Raw genomic sequence first — 15,052 nt, 5'->3', positions numbered from 1 at the left:
GGCCAAAGGGTGGGGCGATCGGTGCCTGCTATCAGGATTTACGTGCTGGTGCTTCAGTCTTGGGTTTGAAGTCGCAGTAGGGGGACACCAGACATTCCCAGCACTTGGGCTTGCGTGCCTGGCAGACATAGCGGCCCAGCAGAATCAGCCAGTGGTGGGAGTTGACGGCGTATTCCGCAGGCACGCGCTTGAGCAGCTGCTTTTCCACTTCCAGCGGTGTTTTTCCGGGGGCCAGACCGGTGCGGTTGCTGACGCGGAAGATGTGCGTGTCCACCGCCATGGTCGGCTGACCAAAACCGACATTGAGCACCACATTGGCCGTCTTGCGGCCCACGCCGGGCAGGGTTTCCAGCGCTTCGCGCGTGCTGGGTACTTCACCGTTGAACTGCTCCACCAGAATGCGGCAGGTCTCCATCAGGTGCTTGGCCTTGCTGCGGTACAGGCCAATGGTCTTGATGTAGCTCTCCAGTCCTTCCAGCCCCAGGTCCAGAATGGCTTGCGGGGTGTTGGCAACAGGAAAGAGTTTGCGCGTGGCTTTGTTCACCCCCACGTCCGTGGCCTGGGCAGACAGCAGTACGGCTGTGAGCAGCTCAAAGTTGCTGCTGTACTCCAGTTCGGTGCGAGGCTCGGGGTTGGCTTCGCGCAAGGTGGCGAAGAAATGTTCGATATCGTTTTTTTTCATCGGGTCTGCAACGGGTGACGCAAGATGCTGCGATTCTCGCGCGAGTGGCGGTGTGCCGGGCGCTGCGGGGATAAGCCTGCTGGTCGCGCAGGTGACCTGTGATGGGGTGCTTCCCGAATGTGAAAGCACGGCAGAGCCGCTAGCGTGTACTGCACTCGCAATCCTTGATGGAGCTGACCGTATGCGTTTGCACGACCAACACTGGCCCCGCCGCGTTCCCCGCACTTTGACGGCACCTGCCACTTCCCTGTGGGACAACCTTGAAACCAGCGCGCGCCGCTATCCGGACAAGGTGGCGCTGCAGTTCTTTGGCCGCACGATCAGCTACCGTGAACTGGCCGATGGCGCTCAACGACTGGCAGCCTGTCTGCATGCTGCCGGTGTGCAGCGCGGCGATCGCGTCATCCTGTTCATGCAGAACCTGCCGCAGCTGGTGATGGCCCACTTTGCCATCCTGCGTGCCAATGCCGTGGTGGTACCCGTCAACCCGATGAATCGTGCGCAGGAGCTGCAGCACTACATCACCGATGCAGGCGTCAGGCTGGCCATGACTACGGCCGATCTGGCGCCTGAACTGGCACAGGCCAGTGCAGCGCTTCCATACGAACACAGACTGCAGCACATGGTAGTCAGTCAGGTTGGTGAATACCTGCCACCGGAGGCAGAGCGTGAACCTGTGCCCGAGGCCTGGCAGGCATGGCTGACCACGCAGCACCCGCTGCCCGCGCTGGAATGCGGTGAAGTGCTGAACTGGCAGCAGGCACTGGCCTGTACCCAGCCAGTGCCCTCTCTTGAGGTGGGGCCGCAGGACCTGAGTGTGCTGCCCTACACCAGCGGCACGACCGGCCTGCCCAAGGGTTGCATGCACACGCATGCCAGCATCATGTGCAATGCCATGGCTTCAGCGGTCTGGGGGCAGGCAACCAGTGAGAACGTGGCGCTGGCGGTCATTCCCATGTTTCACATCACAGGCATGGTGGCGATGATGCATGCCATGGTCTACGTGGGCGGCACCATGGTGCTGATGCCGCGCTGGGACCGTGAGCTGGCCGGGCGCTGGATCTCCAAGTACCGCATCACCAACTGGACCAATATCCCGACCATGGTGATTGACCTGTTTGCCAGCCCGAACTTCAGGCAGTTTGATCTGAGCAGCCTGACCTACATCGGCGGCGGAGGCGCAGCCATGCCGCAGGCCGTGGCGCAGCGCCTGTACGATGAATTCCGGCTGCGTTATCAGGAAGGCTATGGCCTGACGGAGACGGCGGCCCCCTCGCACAACAATCCCCCCGAGAACCCGAAGCAGCAGTGCCTCGGCATTCCCTTTATTGGCACAGATTCCCGCATCATCGATCCGGATACGCTGCAGGAAGTGCCTGTGGGGGAGCAGGGCGAGATCGTGATCAGTGGGCCGCAGCTGTTTCAGGGCTACTGGCGCAATGAGGCGGCTACGCGTGTCGCCTTTATCGAGCTGGATGGCAAGCGCTTTTTCCGCACGGGGGATCTGGGGCGCATGGACGAGGACGGGTACTTCTTCATCACCGACCGGCTCAAGCGCATGATCAACGCCAGCGGCTTCAAGGTATGGCCTGCAGAGGTGGAATCCATGATGTTCCTCCACCCTGCCATTCAGGAAGCCTGTGTGATCGCCGCGCGCGATGCCTACCGTGGTGAGACGGTCAAGGCCGTGGTGGTGCTGCGTCCGCAGTACAGGGGGCAGGTGACCGAGGACGATATTACCTCCTGGTGCCGTGAGCACATGGCCGCCTACAAGGTGCCGCGTATGGTGTCTTTTGTCGATGCACTGCCCAAGAGTGGCAGTGGCAAGGTGATGTGGCGCGTGTTGCAGGAGGCAGAGCAGTCTTGCCCTACAGCTTAAACGTGTTAAGTTCGCAGCCAGGCTGCTGCCTCTCATCGCGCGTGAACGGATTCGTGCAAGAGGGGCATCAATTTGATGCGAATCAAGATTGCCCGGAGGTGACAGGCGCAGACTGTACCTATGGGTAGCGCACAATCTACCGTTGATTATCGAGAGGAGTTTTCATGTTCAAGCACATCCTGGTTCCCGTGGACGGTTCGGAAACATCGCTGCAAGCCGTGTCCAAGGCTGCTGAGCTGGCCAAGGCATTCAATAGCGAAGTCACAGCGGTGTACGTGCTCGACCCTTATCCCTTCACGGGCGTGGGTGCGGATTTCGCGTACGGTCAGGCGCAATACCTGAGCGCTGCAACAGCAGAAGCCAACAAGGCACTGGAAGACGTGACCGAGCGCATGAAGGACACGGGCGTGACCGTCAAGACCCTGGTGGGCGAAGGCCATGCCATCCACGAAGGCATTGTGCGCGTGGGTGAAAACGTGGGTGCGGACCTGATCGTCATGGGCTCGCACGGCCGCCGCGGTCTGGAAAAGCTGGTGCTGGGCAGCGTGGCACAGCGTGTGCTGCAGACTGCCAAGGTGCCTGTGTTGGTGGTGCGCGGCTAAGCGGCTTCAGCCATCCACAAGACAACGCTGCTTTCGGGCAGCGTTTTTTATTGCCCCAGGCGGGCGAACAAGGCATCGCCCACGCGTTTGGCGGTCTGCAGCATCTGGATGCTCAGTGGCGCCAGCAGCCGGAAACCACCGGGCTTGCCGGTGCGCAGGCGGTAGGCATCGTCCAGGCGCTTCCATTGCACAAAAAAGTGCTCGATAAAGCGGATCATCAGTGCCAGTTGCAGCGCAAAGCGCTGCGACGGAAAGCCCAGTCTGGCCAGCGGGGCCAGCAGTGCTTCCAGCAACTCCAGAATGCGGGAGGGGTGGGTCGTCACGGTCAAGGCCACACCCAGCGTAGAGGCACAGGCCAGGCGCAGGGCGCTGGTGGTGGCCAGTGCATAGTTGCCCATGAAGGCATGAAAGCCCGCAATCAGCAGCGCGGCGATCAGCACAGAAATGATCAGGCGGCGCGCAATGCGTGTGGCCTTGCCGAGACTGAGCCACAGCAGACCGCAGGCCACGGCACAGCCCACCATGATGGCAGGTGACTGTAGCATGAACAGTGCGGTGCTGAGCACGGCCATCAGCACCAGCTTGAGCGCAGGGCTGACGCGATGCAGCCAGGTGAGGTGTTCGCTGTAAAGACTGCCCATGCCTAGCCCTGTTGCTGGAGGATGCGCTGGCGCACATCGGCTTCGTAGGCGGCGCAGACTTCGTGGCCTGCACCATCGGCACGCACCTGTCCCTGGTCCAGCCAGATCACACGGGCAAAGTCACGCACGTGGTCCAGCAGATGGGTGGAGACAATGACTTGCTGCTGAGCTTGCGCAATGTCGCGCGCCAGCTTGGCCTGACCGGGCAGGTCCAGGCTGGCATAGGGCTCATCGAGCAGCAGGCTGCGTGGTGCGGCCAGCAGCAGGGCCAGCCAGCACACATGCTGACGCTGGCCCTGACTGAGGCTGGTGACGGCGCGCTCGGCCCAGTCGGCCAGGCCCCGCTCCTGCAAAAAAGCCAGCGCCTGTGCCTTGGCTGCTTTTTTGTTCAGACCATGTGGCTGCAGGCCCAGGGCCAGTTCTTCGACCACGGTGGGGAAGATGATCTGGTCGTCCGGGTTCTGGAACATCATGCCCACCCAGCGTGCGCGCTGCGCACCTGCGGCATGCAGGTCCTGCCCCTGGCTCAAAACCTGGCCCTGGTCTGGCACTTCCAGCCCGCACAGCAGGCGCAGCAGACTGGTTTTGCCCACGCCGTTGTCCCCGATCAGGCCGATGCGTGGCTCATGCAGCTGCAGGCTCAGGCTGGAAAAAACGGTGGTGCGACCACGCTGCAGGCGCACCTGGCGCAGTTCCAGCGCGGGTTCGGGTGAAGAAGGGACAGAAGAAACATTCATGCAGACAGACACAGACGGCTCAAGGCAGAGCGCATTCTGCCTGATTGGCATCCGCAGACAGCGCTTGTAGGTATGTGCCCACGAAGTGCTTCAGGGCAGGGGCGCATAATGGGTCTTCCATCAACTCTGGAGTGATTGTTATGAGCCAAATCCACATCGCCGTGATCGTGGGCAGTCTGCGCAAAGACTCGTTCAACCGCCAGCTGGCACAGGCCGTGATCAAGATGGCCCCTGCCGGGGTGCAGTTCACGCCAGTGCCTATCGGTGATCTGCCCCTGTACAACCAGGATGCAGATGGCAATGAGGTGGCAGCTGTCAAGCAGTTTCGCGATGCGCTGCGCGGTGTGGATGCTGTGCTGTTCGTGACGCCAGAGTACAACCGCTCCATCCCTGGTGTGCTCAAGAATGCGCTGGATCAGGGGTCACGCCCGTACGGGCAAAGCGTCTGGGATGGCAAGCCTGCTGCCGTGATGGGCATGTCGCCCGGCGCGGCAGGCACTGCCATGGCGCAGCAGCACCTGCGCAATGTGCTGTCCTTCCTGAACATGCCCACGCTGGGCCAGCCTGAAATGTTCCTGCAATACAAGGACGATTTCTTCACGGCCGATGGCTCGGTCGGTGAGCGCAGCCATGCCTATGTGCAGAAGTTTGTTGCGCAGTTTGTGGCCTGGGTGGAGCAGCACCGCAAATAAGCAGTGCCTTAAAAAAGATAGCTGCTAGCGCTTGATTTAAAAGGGTTTTAGATATAAAAGTATCTGAAATCAAGGTATATCAAGCGCTGGCAGCTTTTATTTTGATAGTTGCTGTGCGTTCTGGGCGCGGTCAATGGCCTGCGCAATGGCTTTGCCCGTGGCTTGCACGCCAGGCTGGTTAAAGCCTTCGCCTGGTGTCACAGCGGGGTGGGCCAGCAGGTAGGCACGGGTTTCGCGTGCCTCAATGATGGCTGGATTGGGAGCAGGTGGCGTGTAGGCCGCAGCTTCCCGCGTGCTTGCCAGATAGGTGCGGTATTGCTGCTCCTGCTGGTATCGCTGGGCTGCCTGCTGGTTCTGGGACTGCATCCAGTAGCCGCCCACTACCAGTGCAGCAACCAGTACTACCACCACAGCAACCAGCCACGACACCAGCGCAGAGTCATTGCTGGTCGAGGCGGGGACAGGTGCTCTTGTTGCCATACATCTTTCTCAGGATTTGAAACCAGTGGGCATTGTAGAGAGCTGCGACACATTGGGTAACGATTGTCCTTGGACAGCAGTGCAAACACTTCGCGGCTGACGAAGGGTGCTTCTTTTTTCGGTAGGTGCGTACAAACACGTAGCGAATCGCAAAAAAACCTCTATTTATTTTTAAGTCATTGTTTTTATTTTTATTTTTTATTTTGCGAATCAATGCGCAAGAGATGCCCGCAGGCATGCCAATTTGGTGCGTTGGTACATAATTTTCCTTTTTGAGCTTTGTTGCGTGTACTTGTTTCAAGTCAGCACAAGGCTATTTGCTCCATACATGAAGAGGGACAATTCATGGCCTTGATTCGCCGTACTTTTATTGCCGCTTGTGCCAGCGCCGCTGTGACTTTGACTGCTGGTCACGCCATGGCTGCACCCAAGGAAGTCAAGCTGGGTTATGCGCTGGCCGTGAACTCGCACTACGGTGCCGCCGCCAAAGCCTGGGCGGATTCGGTGGAAAAAGCCACCAATAATGCTTTTGCCATCAAGCACTTTCCTTCCAGCGCCCTGGGCGGTGAGCGTGAACTGATTGAAGGCCTGCAGCTGGGCACCGTGGAAGCAGCGATTGTCTCCACCGGCGCACTGAGCAATTTTGTGAGCGATGTGGGCATCGTCGACATTCCCTTCCTGTTCCGCGACACCCAGCACGCCCGTGCAGTGCTGGATGGCAAGTTCGGCCAGGACCTGCTGGCCAAGTTCCAGCAGCGCGGTCTGGTTGCGCTGGCATGGGGTGAGCAGGGCTTCCGCCACCTGACCAATAACAAGGTGTCCGTCCAGAACGTGGCTGACCTGAAGGGCCTGAAGATCCGCGTGACCGAGAACCCCGTGCACATCACGGCTTTCCGCACGCTGGGTGCAGCGCCTACGCCCATGTCCTGGCCCGAAGTGATCAGCGCCCTGCAGCAGGGCACGATCGACGGTCAGGAGAACCCCATCTCGGTGCTCACTTCCTCCAAGTTGTGGGAAGTGCAAAAGCACCTGACACTGACTTCTCACGTGTACGCCCCTGTGGTGCTGGTGCTGTCTCCCTCTTTCTGGGGTAGCCTGACCGATGCGCAGAAGGCCGCCTTTACCGAAGGTGCCAAGGCTGGTGGCCAGGCTTCCCGCGCCTTTGTGGATGATGTGGAAGCCAAGGGCGTGGAAATGGCCAAGAGCAATGGCATGCAAGTGGTCGAGAACGTGGACGCCGCTGCCTTCCGCGCCGCCTTGGAGCCTGCTTACAAGCAGTACGCCAAGAAGTTTGGCCAGCAGACGCTGGATGCGATCGCTAACGTGAAGTAAGCAGGCGCATCTGCTGTTTCACTGTGGCCATTCAAAGCCTGCGTGTGCTGTGAGCAGCCCCGCAGGCTTTTTGCTGTCAGCTGCTGCTGGCAGTCCATGCAGTGGATGCAGCGATGTGGTGCATTGGTTCCCGTTCGCTGGCTTTATGCCTGCTGGTCGGGAGTGTGACTCTTGAATGAAAGCGCTGTGGGCTGCTCTGCCAGTCCACGACAACAAGCTATGCTGGATCGCTTTGAACGAGGATTGGTACTGGCCAATCGCTGGTTACTGATTTTTTTGCTGCTGGCCATGGCCTGCATCGTGTTTGCCAATGTGGTGCTGCGTTACTCCACAGGGGATTCCATCATCTGGGCCGAAGAAGTGGCCCGCCACATGATGATCTGGGTGGCCTTTCTGGGTGCAGGTCTGGCGCTGCGTTTTGGCGGCCATGTCGCCATTGACAACCTGCACCGTGCGGTGAAAACGCGCACCGCGCAGGTGCTGCGCAGCATGGTGGTGCTGGGCCTGTCTGCCTTCTTCATCTTCATGGCCGTGGCCTCCAGCGACTATGTCTGGCGCACACGCTTTCAGAGTACGGCCGCCACGGACATTCCAATTTCCTTCATCTACGCCGCCATGCCTGTGGGCTTTGTGCTCATGCTGGTACACCTGCTCCTGATTGCACGCCAGTACATTGTGGCCGGGGAGTATGTGCACTCGGAAGATATTGACAGCGAAGCTGCGGGCTCGCTGTAAGCAGCATCAGAACAAGGAATCACAATGACTTTGACATTGATTATTGGCCTGGTGGTGCTGATGGTGCTGGGCTTTCCCATCGCGTTTGCGCTGGCGATCGCTTCGGCCATTGCGGTGTTTGTGGGGGGGCGCTATCCGCAGCTGGTCGTCTTCAAGGAAATGTTTACGGGCATCGACAGCTTTCCGCTGATGGCCGTGCCGTTCTTCATTTTTGCCGCTGAACTGATGTCTGGCGGTGCGCTCACGCAGGTGCTGCTGCGCTTTGCGGCGCAGTTTGTGGGCCATCTGCGCGGTGGTCTGGGCTATGCGAACGTGGGCTCGTCCGTGCTGTTTGCAGGTATCTCTGGCTCAGCCCTGGCCGATGCTGCAGGCCCCGGTGCCATGATGACCAAGATGATGGCCAAGGCTGGCTATGACCGTCCCTACGCGGCGGCGCTGTCGGCCAACTCGGCCATCATCGGCCCCATCATTCCACCTTCGATCACCATGATCATCTATGCGCTGCAAGATGAGAATGTCTCGGTGGGCGCGCTGTTTGTGGCGGGCTTTGTACCTGGCCTGCTGATTGCGGCAGCACTGTGTGTGGTCAACTGGTGGGTGTGCAAAAAACGCGGCTATCGCTCTACCGAGCCTCGTCCTTCGGGCAAGGAAATGCTGCTCAACACGCTCAAGGCCATTCCTGTGCTGCTGCTGGTGGCGCTGATCATCATCGGCATCCGCTTTGGCGTGTTCACACCGACAGAGGCTTCTGTGGTGGCAGTGGTCTATGCCTTTATCTGCGGCAAGTGGGTGTACCGCACACTGCGCTGGGATGCCATCCCTGGCATCACGGCGCGTTCGGCACTGCTGACGGCATCGGTGCTGCTGGTCATGGCGGCTTCTCAGCCTTTTGCCTGGATTCTGACCGTGGAGGGTGTGCCCCAATATCTGTCGGAGCTGATCATCAGCTGGGAACTGTCTCCCGTGTTGTTCCTGCTGGCAGTGAACGTGCTGCTGCTGATCTTTGGCATTTTCATGGAGCCCCTGCCTGGCATCATGATTCTGGTGCCCATCCTGGCGCCCATTGCCTATGCCCTGGGCATTGACCCCATTCAGTTCGCCATGGTCGTGGTGGTGAATCTGACGCTGGGCATGATCACTCCGCCTGTGGGGGGGCTGCTGTTTGTGACCTGTGTGGCAACCAAGACCACGCTGACGGAACTGAACAAGGAGCTGCCGCCGTTCCTGATTGCGCAGCTGATCGTGCTGCTGCTGCTGACCTTTGTGCCGGCGCTGTCGGTGTGGTTGCCCCACTATGTAGGCTTCTAAGACTGGTTCGTACAAAAAAACAGGCATCGCGTTGCGATGCCTGTTTTTGTATGGGCGCAGGGGTTAGCCGCCCAGGTAGGCCTTGCGCACAGCATCGTTCTTGAGCAGGTTGGCGCCCGTGTCTTCGAGCACCAGCTTGCCGTTTTCCAGTACATAGCCGCGGTCTGCAATCTGCAGGGCGCGGTTGGCATTTTGCTCGACCAGAAACACGGTCACACCTTCGCTGCGTATGGTCTGGATGATGTCAAAAATCTGCGCAATGATGAGCGGCGCCAGCCCCAGCGTGGGTTCGTCCATCAGCAGCAGGCGCGGTTTGGACATCAGGGCGCGGCCAATGGCCAGCATCTGCTGCTCGCCGCCAGACATGGTGCCTGCGCGCTGGGTGGCGCGCTCCTTCAGGCGGGGAAACAGGTGAAACACGTGTTCCATGCCTGCGGCAATCTCGTCCTTGCTCAGGAAAAAGCCGCCCATCTGCAGGTTTTCAATCACCGTCAGGTCCGGAAAGATGCGCCGCCCTTCCGGTGAGATGGCAATGCCACGCTGCATGATGTGGTGCGTGGGCAGGTTGGTGATGTCTTCGCCTTCAAAATGAATGGTGCCGCCCGTGGCGCGCGGATTGCCGCACACGGTCATGAGCAGCGAGGTTTTACCTGCGCCGTTGGAGCCAATCAGGCTGACGATTTCGCCCTTGTTGACGTGCAGTGACACCTCATTGACGGCGCAGATGGAGCCATAGTGGGTGCTGATCTGTTCCAGCTCAAGCATGGGGGTAGGCTGCTGCGTCATCAGGACTCTCCCAGATAGGCCTTGATGACCCGTTCGTTGTTCTTGACTTCTTCCGGTGTGCCATGGGCAATGGGTTTGCCATATTCCATGACGGTGATGCGCTCAGACACCCCCATGACCAGACCCATATCGTGCTCGATCAGCAGGATGGCAACGCCATACTGGTCGCGCAGCTGGCGAATCAGCCCCTGCAGATCAATTTTTTCCTGAGGGTTCAGGCCTGCTGCGGGCTCATCGAGCATCAGCACCCTGGGCTCGGTGATCATGCAGCGTGCAATTTCCAGGCGCCGCTGGTGGCCATAGGCCAGATTGCCGGCTTCACGGTTGGCAAAGTCGCGCAGGCCCATGTAGTCCAGCCAGTGCATGCTGCGTTCAATGGCTTCGGCCTCCTGCCTGCGAAAGCTGGAGGTGTTGAACAATCCCGCGAGCACGGAGACCCGCGCTTTCTGGTGCTGGGCCACCATCAGGTTTTCCAGCACCGTCATGCGCTTGAACAGTCGCACGTTCTGGAAGGTACGTACCACCCCTTTGCACGCCACCTTGTGGCTGCCCAGACCGGCAATGCTCTCGCCCCGCAGCCCAATGCTGCCGCCGGTAGGGGTGTAGAAACCGCTGATGCAGTTGAACACCGTGGTCTTGCCAGCACCGTTGGGGCCGATGATGCCGAGGATTTGTTTTTCATCGAGGTCAATACTTACGCCATCGACCGCGAGCAGGCCGCCAAAGCGCATGCTCAGGTCTTTGACGCTCAACAAATGGCTGCTATGCATGCTGTGATTTCTTTTTCAATAGGTGCATGGGACGGGCTCAGCTGCCTGCTTTTTGCGGCACTTCCACGTGGGGGCGTGTCACAGGGAACAGGCCCTGCGGACGCCAGACCATCATCAAAATCATGACCAGACCAAAGATCAGCATGCGGTATTCCGAAAACTCGCGCGCCAGCTCTGGCAGCACGGTAATCAGGATCGCAGCCACGATCACACCCAACTGAGAACCCATGCCGCCCAGCACCACGATGGCCAGAATCAGGGCCGACTCAATGAAGGTGAAGGACTCTGGGTTCACAATGCCCTGGCGTGCAGCAAAGAAGGCGCCGCCAAAGCCGGCAAACATGGCGCCCAGCGTGAAGGCTGAGAGCTTGATGCGCATGGGGCTCAGGCCCAGGGAGCGGCAGGCGATTTCATCTTCGCGCAAGGCCTCCCAGGCGCGGCCAATGGGCATGCGTATCAGGCGGTTGGACACCCACAGGGTGATGACCGCCAGCATTAGCGCCATCAGATACAGAAAGATGACCATGTGCACCGAGCTGAACTCCCAGCCCATGAGCTGGTGGAAAGTCGTGCCACCTTCTACCGTGGGATTGCGTGTCATCTCATAGCCAAAGACAGTGGGCTTGGGGATGCCGGAGATGCCATCTGGGCCGCCCGTCCAGTCGTTCAGGTTGATCAGCAGCAGACGAATGATTTCGCCAAAGCCCAGCGTCACAATGGCCAGATAGTCACCGCGCAGACGCAGTACGGGAAAGCCCAGCAAAAAGCCAAACAGCGCCGCAGCAGCCCCGGCCAGCGGCAGCGATTCCCAGAAGCTCCAGCCCGCCCAGTGAAAGAGCAGGGCGTAGGTGTAGGCACCTACGGCGTAAAAGCCCACAAAGCCCAGATCCAGCAGGCCTGCAAAGCCCACCACAATGTTCAGCCCCAGACCCAGCATGACGTAAATCATGGCCAGCGTGGCAATGTCGATGGCATTGCGACCTGCAAAAAAAGGCCAGCTGATGGCCAGCAGCAAGGCTGCAAAGATCAGTGCGTTATGCAGCTTGGCGGGCAGACTGGGGATGGAAGGCAGGCGTATGCCTTTGGCAGCACCTTTGAGTGCGGGCTTGCAGATTTGCACCACAAACACAATCAAGGTGGCCCAGAGCACGTAGTTCCAGTGCGGGTCCAGCCGCATTTGCCCGCCTACGCGCTGCAGCTGCAGACCAAAAATGGGGGTGACCAGCAAGGCGGTGACTACGGCGGCCATCAGGGCAGGGCCGAGGTTCAGGAGGAGCCGCTTCATCAGACTTTCTCCACTTCAGGTTTGCCCAGCAGACCTGTGGGGCGGAACAGCAGGATCAGCACCAGCAGGCTGAACGCCACAATGTCTTTGTACTCCGAGGAGATATAGGCAGCCGCCAGGGTTTCGGCAATGCCCAGGATGACGCCACCGAGCATGGCACCGGGAATGCTGCCAATGCCGCCGAGCACAGCCGCCGTGAAGGCCTTGATGCCCGCGATAAAGCCGATGAAGGGATTGAGCTTGCCTACGGCCAGCGCAATCAGCACACCGCCAACTGCGGCCAGCATGGCCCCCAGGATGAAGGTGAAAGAGATCACGCGGTTGGTGTTGATGCCCAGCAGGCTGGCCATGTGCATGTCCTGCGAGCAGGCGCGTGAGGCGCGGCCCATGCGTGAGTGCTTGATGTAGAGCGTCAGCAGCAGCATCAGCACTACCACCACGGCAATGATCAGTACGCGGGTGTAGGGCACAAAGACTTCAAAGCCTCCGGACATCTCTATCTGAAAAGCCCCTGGCAGCAGAGAGGGGACCGCCATGTCGCGAGCCCCCTGGCCCAGGGCGACCCAGTTCTGCAGGAAGATGGACATACCGATGGCGGAAATCAAAGCCACCAAGCGCGGGCTGTTGCGCACGGGCTTGTAGGCCACCTGTTCCACGGCAAAGCCATAGATGCCGGTGATGATCACAGCCACGATTAGCATCAGGCCAATGACCATCCAGATGGGAACCGTGCCCTGAATGCCGACGGCCGAGAGCGTGACCAGCCCGACATAGGCACCAATCATGTAGATGTCACCGTGCGCAAAATTGATCATGCCGATGATGCCGTAGACCATGGTGTAGCCAATGGCGATCAGGGCGTAAATGGCTCCCAGCGAGAGACCATTGAAGAGCTGCTGTATCAGCTGGGGAAGAAAATCGTTCATGTGCGCGAGGCCCTTGCAAGCGAAGCAGGCGTTGAACTGAAAAGCCCACAGGCCTGGCTGGAAGCTGCACACGCTGGTCTGGAGCCATGCGGCCAACCCCGCTGTTGCTACAGCCTGGGTTTCTGCCGTATCTCTCAGAGTCCGGATGGGCACATGTGCAGTTTGGAAAAGCGCTGTGGGCTCAGACGGGCAATTACTTGGTCGCAGGGGTCTTGCTGCCGTCCTTGTGCCACTCGAAGACCTGGAAGTCGAAGGAGGTCAGGTCTCCTTGCTTGTTCCATGAGACGGGGCCGATGACGGTGTCAATCTTGGCCTGGTGCAGGTAGTCAGCCACCTTCTTGGGGTCGTTGCCTACGGCCTTGATGCCATCAGCCAGTGCCTGCGCTGCGGCGTACGAGGTCAGCTGGAAAGCACCGGAGGGGTTGCGTTGCTTGTCCTGGAATGCCTTGACGATGGCTGCATTTTGCGGATTGCTGGAAAAGTCTGCGGGCAGCGTCACCAGCATGCCTTCCACCGCATTGCCTGCAATGGCGTTCACCTCGGGGTTGCCCACGCCTTCAGGGCCCATCATGCGCACTTTCAGGCCTTGTTCGGCAGCCTGGCGCAGCAGCAGCCCCATTTCAGGGTGGTAGCCACCGTAGTAGACAAAGTCCACGCCTGCGCTCTTGAGCTTGGTGATGATGGCCGAGTAGTCGCTGTCACCGGCATTGATACCTTCGAACAGCGCCACTTCTACATTGGCTTTTTTCAGCTCATCACGTACGGAAGAAGCGATGCCCTGGCCGTAGGACTGTTTGTCGTGCAGCACGGCCACCTTGCTGGGCTTGGCTGTTTCAATGATGAACTTGGCGGCCGATGGGCCTTGCTGGTCATCGCGGCCGATGGTGCGGAAGATGTAGTGGAAGTTCTTGCCTTCCGTCAGCGCCGGGGAGGTGGCAGAAGGGGTGATGACGACGACGCCTTCGTTGTCATAAATGGGGGCCGCAGCAATGGCCGCACCGGAGCACACGGGACCAATCATGTAGCCAATCTTGCTATTGACCACGCGGTTGGCCGCTACTGGACCCTGCTTGGGTTCGCAGGCATCATCAACAGTCACCACTTCAATGGTTTTGCCATTGATGCCGCCTGCGGCATTGATCTGCTCCACAGCAGTGAAAACGCCTTCCTTGACCATGTCACCATACTGGGTCAGTGGACCCGTAGCAGGGATGACCATGGCGAACTTGATGTTCTCTGCGTGAGCCTGGATACCCACAGTGGCCCCCAGCAGGCCCAAAGTGGCAACGACAGTTTTTAAACGGAGTGAAGCACGCATCATCGAATGTCCTCTCGTAAGTTGGAAACCAAGCATTTGTTGAAAAATGATCTGCAAATTGCATGCCTGTTACTGACGGGACAAGCTTATGATGGCGCCCTCGAATGGTGCAATCGGGTTTCTATCTACCGGATGCTGCGTTGCAGAAAAAAATGAGCGGAAGCTGTGCATTCTCAAGCTGCATGCAGAAAAATTGTGTGCGCTCGCTCCTGCGCACAGGCTGTTCAAAATGGCGCAGGGCTTTCGATGTACAGCTTCTGCCCCGTAACGGGGTGTGGAAACTCCAGCACGGTGGCGTGCAGACACAGGCGATCGGACATCTGTGCAACAGGTGCTGGGGCATACAGTGCATCCCCCAGCATGGGGTGGCCGATGTGGCTCATGTGCACCCGCAGTTGATGGGAGCGGCCAGTGATGGGCTCCAGCCACAGCCTGGTACAGCCAGCAGGCACACCATCCTGACTGGGATGGCGCAGATAACGGGTCTGGCTGGCCTTGCCGATGCTGTGATCGACGATTTGCAGCGGACGGCGCTCCCAGTCACAGATCAGGGGCGCATCCACCATGCACCAATCCGGGGTGAGCACGGTGCCATGCACGATGGCGGTGTAGCGCTTATGGATGGTGCGTGCGGCAAAGGCATCGCCCAGCAGGCGCTGTACTTCCTTGTTGCGGGCAAAGATGAGCAGGCCAGAGGTGGCCATGTCCAGGCGGTGTACGACCAGTGCGTCCGGCCAGTGGAGCACAGCGCGGTGGATCAGGCAGTCTTGTTTGTCAGGGCCACGGCCGGGCACGGAGAGCAGACCTGCGGGTTTGTCCAGGACGAGCAAGTGCTCATCCTCATAGAGGCAAGAAGGGCGAATTGTCGTTAGCAAAGTT

General features: G+C 59.4%; 16 protein-coding genes. 6 read left to right on the top strand and 10 right to left on the bottom strand.

What is annotated here, in order from left to right:
• Positions 1-31: 31 nt before the first annotated feature.
• Positions 32-682 carry an endonuclease III gene (gene nth / locus F7P80_RS06130; protein ID WP_054067199.1) on the bottom strand — a complete coding sequence of 217 codons (651 nt, stop codon included), beginning with the start codon at positions 680-682 and terminating at the stop codon, positions 32-34.
• Between the two features lie 181 nt (positions 683-863).
• Here nth and F7P80_RS06125 point away from each other — a divergent pair, with 181 nt between their 5' ends.
• Together F7P80_RS06125 and F7P80_RS06120 are read left to right on the top strand one after the other, a co-directional pair.
• Entirely contained in the window at positions 864-2,561 is a 1,698-nt protein-coding gene (locus tag F7P80_RS06125; protein WP_151043430.1) for a long-chain fatty acid--CoA ligase, read from the top strand.
• A gap of 164 nt (positions 2,562-2,725) precedes the next feature.
• Entirely contained in the window at positions 2,726-3,163 is a 438-nt protein-coding gene (locus F7P80_RS06120) for a universal stress protein (protein WP_151043428.1), read from the top strand.
• A gap of 47 nt (positions 3,164-3,210) precedes the next feature.
• Here the strand turns inward: F7P80_RS06120 and F7P80_RS06115 are convergent, their stop codons facing one another.
• Complete coding sequence (locus F7P80_RS06115) at positions 3,211-3,804, bottom strand: energy-coupling factor transporter transmembrane component T family protein (RefSeq protein ID WP_054067202.1); 594 nt, start codon at positions 3,802-3,804, stop codon at positions 3,211-3,213.
• 2 nt (positions 3,805-3,806) lie between these two features.
• On the bottom strand, positions 3,807-4,541 hold the full coding sequence (locus tag F7P80_RS06110) for an energy-coupling factor ABC transporter ATP-binding protein (RefSeq protein WP_151043426.1): 735 nt from the start codon (positions 4,539-4,541) through the stop codon (positions 3,807-3,809).
• Positions 4,542-4,681: 140 nt separating this feature from the next.
• Between F7P80_RS06110 and F7P80_RS06105 the strand changes: the two genes are divergently transcribed.
• Entirely contained in the window at positions 4,682-5,233 is a 552-nt protein-coding gene (locus F7P80_RS06105; protein ID WP_054067204.1) for an NADPH-dependent FMN reductase, read from the top strand.
• 96 nt (positions 5,234-5,329) lie between these two features.
• On the opposite strand, the gene F7P80_RS06100 is transcribed toward F7P80_RS06105, so the two are convergent.
• Positions 5,330-5,713, bottom strand: coding sequence for a hypothetical protein (locus F7P80_RS06100; protein WP_054067205.1), 384 nt, complete (start codon positions 5,711-5,713; stop codon positions 5,330-5,332).
• A 345-nt stretch (positions 5,714-6,058) separates the two neighbouring features.
• Here F7P80_RS06100 and F7P80_RS06095 point away from each other — a divergent pair, with 345 nt between their 5' ends.
• The 3 genes from F7P80_RS06095 (at position 6,059) to F7P80_RS06085 (ending at position 9,088) form a co-directional block, all read left to right on the top strand.
• A complete protein-coding gene (locus F7P80_RS06095; RefSeq protein WP_151043424.1) occupies positions 6,059-7,045 on the top strand; it encodes a TRAP transporter substrate-binding protein in 987 nt (328 codons plus the stop codon).
• Positions 7,046-7,264: 219 nt separating this feature from the next.
• On the top strand, positions 7,265-7,780 hold the full coding sequence (locus tag F7P80_RS06090; protein ID WP_054067207.1) for a TRAP transporter small permease: 516 nt from the start codon (positions 7,265-7,267) through the stop codon (positions 7,778-7,780).
• 24 nt (positions 7,781-7,804) lie between these two features.
• Positions 7,805-9,088 (top strand): TRAP transporter large permease, encoded by a 1,284-nt coding sequence (locus F7P80_RS06085; protein ID WP_054067208.1) that lies wholly within the window; start codon positions 7,805-7,807, stop codon positions 9,086-9,088.
• 63 nt (positions 9,089-9,151) lie between these two features.
• Here F7P80_RS06085 and F7P80_RS06080 read toward each other — a convergent pair whose 3' ends face one another.
• The 6 genes from F7P80_RS06080 to F7P80_RS06055 form a co-directional block, all read right to left on the bottom strand.
• On the bottom strand, positions 9,152-9,853 hold the full coding sequence (locus F7P80_RS06080) for an ABC transporter ATP-binding protein (RefSeq protein ID WP_054067291.1): 702 nt from the start codon (positions 9,851-9,853) through the stop codon (positions 9,152-9,154).
• A gap of 20 nt (positions 9,854-9,873) precedes the next feature.
• Positions 9,874-10,644 (bottom strand): high-affinity branched-chain amino acid ABC transporter ATP-binding protein LivG, encoded by a 771-nt coding sequence (gene livG / locus F7P80_RS06075; protein WP_151043422.1) that lies wholly within the window; start codon positions 10,642-10,644, stop codon positions 9,874-9,876.
• Positions 10,645-10,681: 37 nt separating this feature from the next.
• Positions 10,682-11,929, bottom strand: a complete 1,248-nt coding sequence (locus tag F7P80_RS06070; RefSeq protein WP_151043420.1) for a high-affinity branched-chain amino acid ABC transporter permease LivM — start codon at positions 11,927-11,929, stop codon at positions 10,682-10,684.
• A complete protein-coding gene (gene livH / locus F7P80_RS06065; RefSeq protein WP_054067292.1) occupies positions 11,929-12,855 on the bottom strand; it encodes a high-affinity branched-chain amino acid ABC transporter permease LivH in 927 nt (308 codons plus the stop codon). The genes F7P80_RS06070 and livH overlap by 1 nt, the downstream gene beginning before the upstream one ends.
• Positions 12,856-13,048: 193 nt before the next feature.
• A complete protein-coding gene (locus F7P80_RS06060) occupies positions 13,049-14,173 on the bottom strand; it encodes a branched-chain amino acid ABC transporter substrate-binding protein (RefSeq protein WP_058880232.1) in 1,125 nt (374 codons plus the stop codon).
• Positions 14,174-14,397: 224 nt separating this feature from the next.
• Positions 14,398-15,003, bottom strand: coding sequence for an RluA family pseudouridine synthase (locus F7P80_RS06055; protein WP_249041396.1), 606 nt, complete (start codon positions 15,001-15,003; stop codon positions 14,398-14,400).
• Between the last annotated feature and the right edge of the window lie 49 nt (positions 15,004-15,052).

It is taken from the genome of Comamonas kerstersii (assembly GCF_008801935.1).
Lineage (GTDB): Bacteria > Pseudomonadota > Gammaproteobacteria > Burkholderiales > Burkholderiaceae_C > Comamonas > Comamonas kerstersii.
Note: the sequence above shows the minus strand (reverse complement) of the source record. Positions and strands in the feature narration are given on the sequence as shown.

Bases quoted from the DNA above. Each gene is read 5' to 3' on its own strand.
- nth (WP_054067199.1), bottom strand. From the start codon at position 682: ATGAAAAAAAACGATATCGAACATTTCTTCGCCACCTTGCGCGAAGCC.
- F7P80_RS06125 (WP_151043430.1), top strand. From the start codon at position 864: ATGCGTTTGCACGACCAACACTGGCCCCGCCGCGTTCCCCGCACTTTG.
- F7P80_RS06120 (WP_151043428.1), top strand. From the start codon at position 2,726: ATGTTCAAGCACATCCTGGTTCCCGTGGACGGTTCGGAAACATCGCTG.
- F7P80_RS06115 (WP_054067202.1), bottom strand. From the start codon at position 3,804: ATGGGCAGTCTTTACAGCGAACACCTCACCTGGCTGCATCGCGTCAGC.
- F7P80_RS06110 (WP_151043426.1), bottom strand. From the start codon at position 4,541: ATGAATGTTTCTTCTGTCCCTTCTTCACCCGAACCCGCGCTGGAACTG.
- F7P80_RS06105 (WP_054067204.1), top strand. From the start codon at position 4,682: ATGAGCCAAATCCACATCGCCGTGATCGTGGGCAGTCTGCGCAAAGAC.
- F7P80_RS06100 (WP_054067205.1), bottom strand. From the start codon at position 5,713: ATGGCAACAAGAGCACCTGTCCCCGCCTCGACCAGCAATGACTCTGCG.
- F7P80_RS06095 (WP_151043424.1), top strand. From the start codon at position 6,059: ATGGCCTTGATTCGCCGTACTTTTATTGCCGCTTGTGCCAGCGCCGCT.
- F7P80_RS06090 (WP_054067207.1), top strand. From the start codon at position 7,265: ATGCTGGATCGCTTTGAACGAGGATTGGTACTGGCCAATCGCTGGTTA.
- F7P80_RS06085 (WP_054067208.1), top strand. From the start codon at position 7,805: ATGACTTTGACATTGATTATTGGCCTGGTGGTGCTGATGGTGCTGGGC.
- F7P80_RS06080 (WP_054067291.1), bottom strand. From the start codon at position 9,853: ATGCTTGAGCTGGAACAGATCAGCACCCACTATGGCTCCATCTGCGCC.
- livG (WP_151043422.1), bottom strand. From the start codon at position 10,644: ATGCATAGCAGCCATTTGTTGAGCGTCAAAGACCTGAGCATGCGCTTT.
- F7P80_RS06070 (WP_151043420.1), bottom strand. From the start codon at position 11,929: ATGAAGCGGCTCCTCCTGAACCTCGGCCCTGCCCTGATGGCCGCCGTA.
- livH (WP_054067292.1), bottom strand. From the start codon at position 12,855: ATGAACGATTTTCTTCCCCAGCTGATACAGCAGCTCTTCAATGGTCTC.
- F7P80_RS06060 (WP_058880232.1), bottom strand. From the start codon at position 14,173: ATGCGTGCTTCACTCCGTTTAAAAACTGTCGTTGCCACTTTGGGCCTG.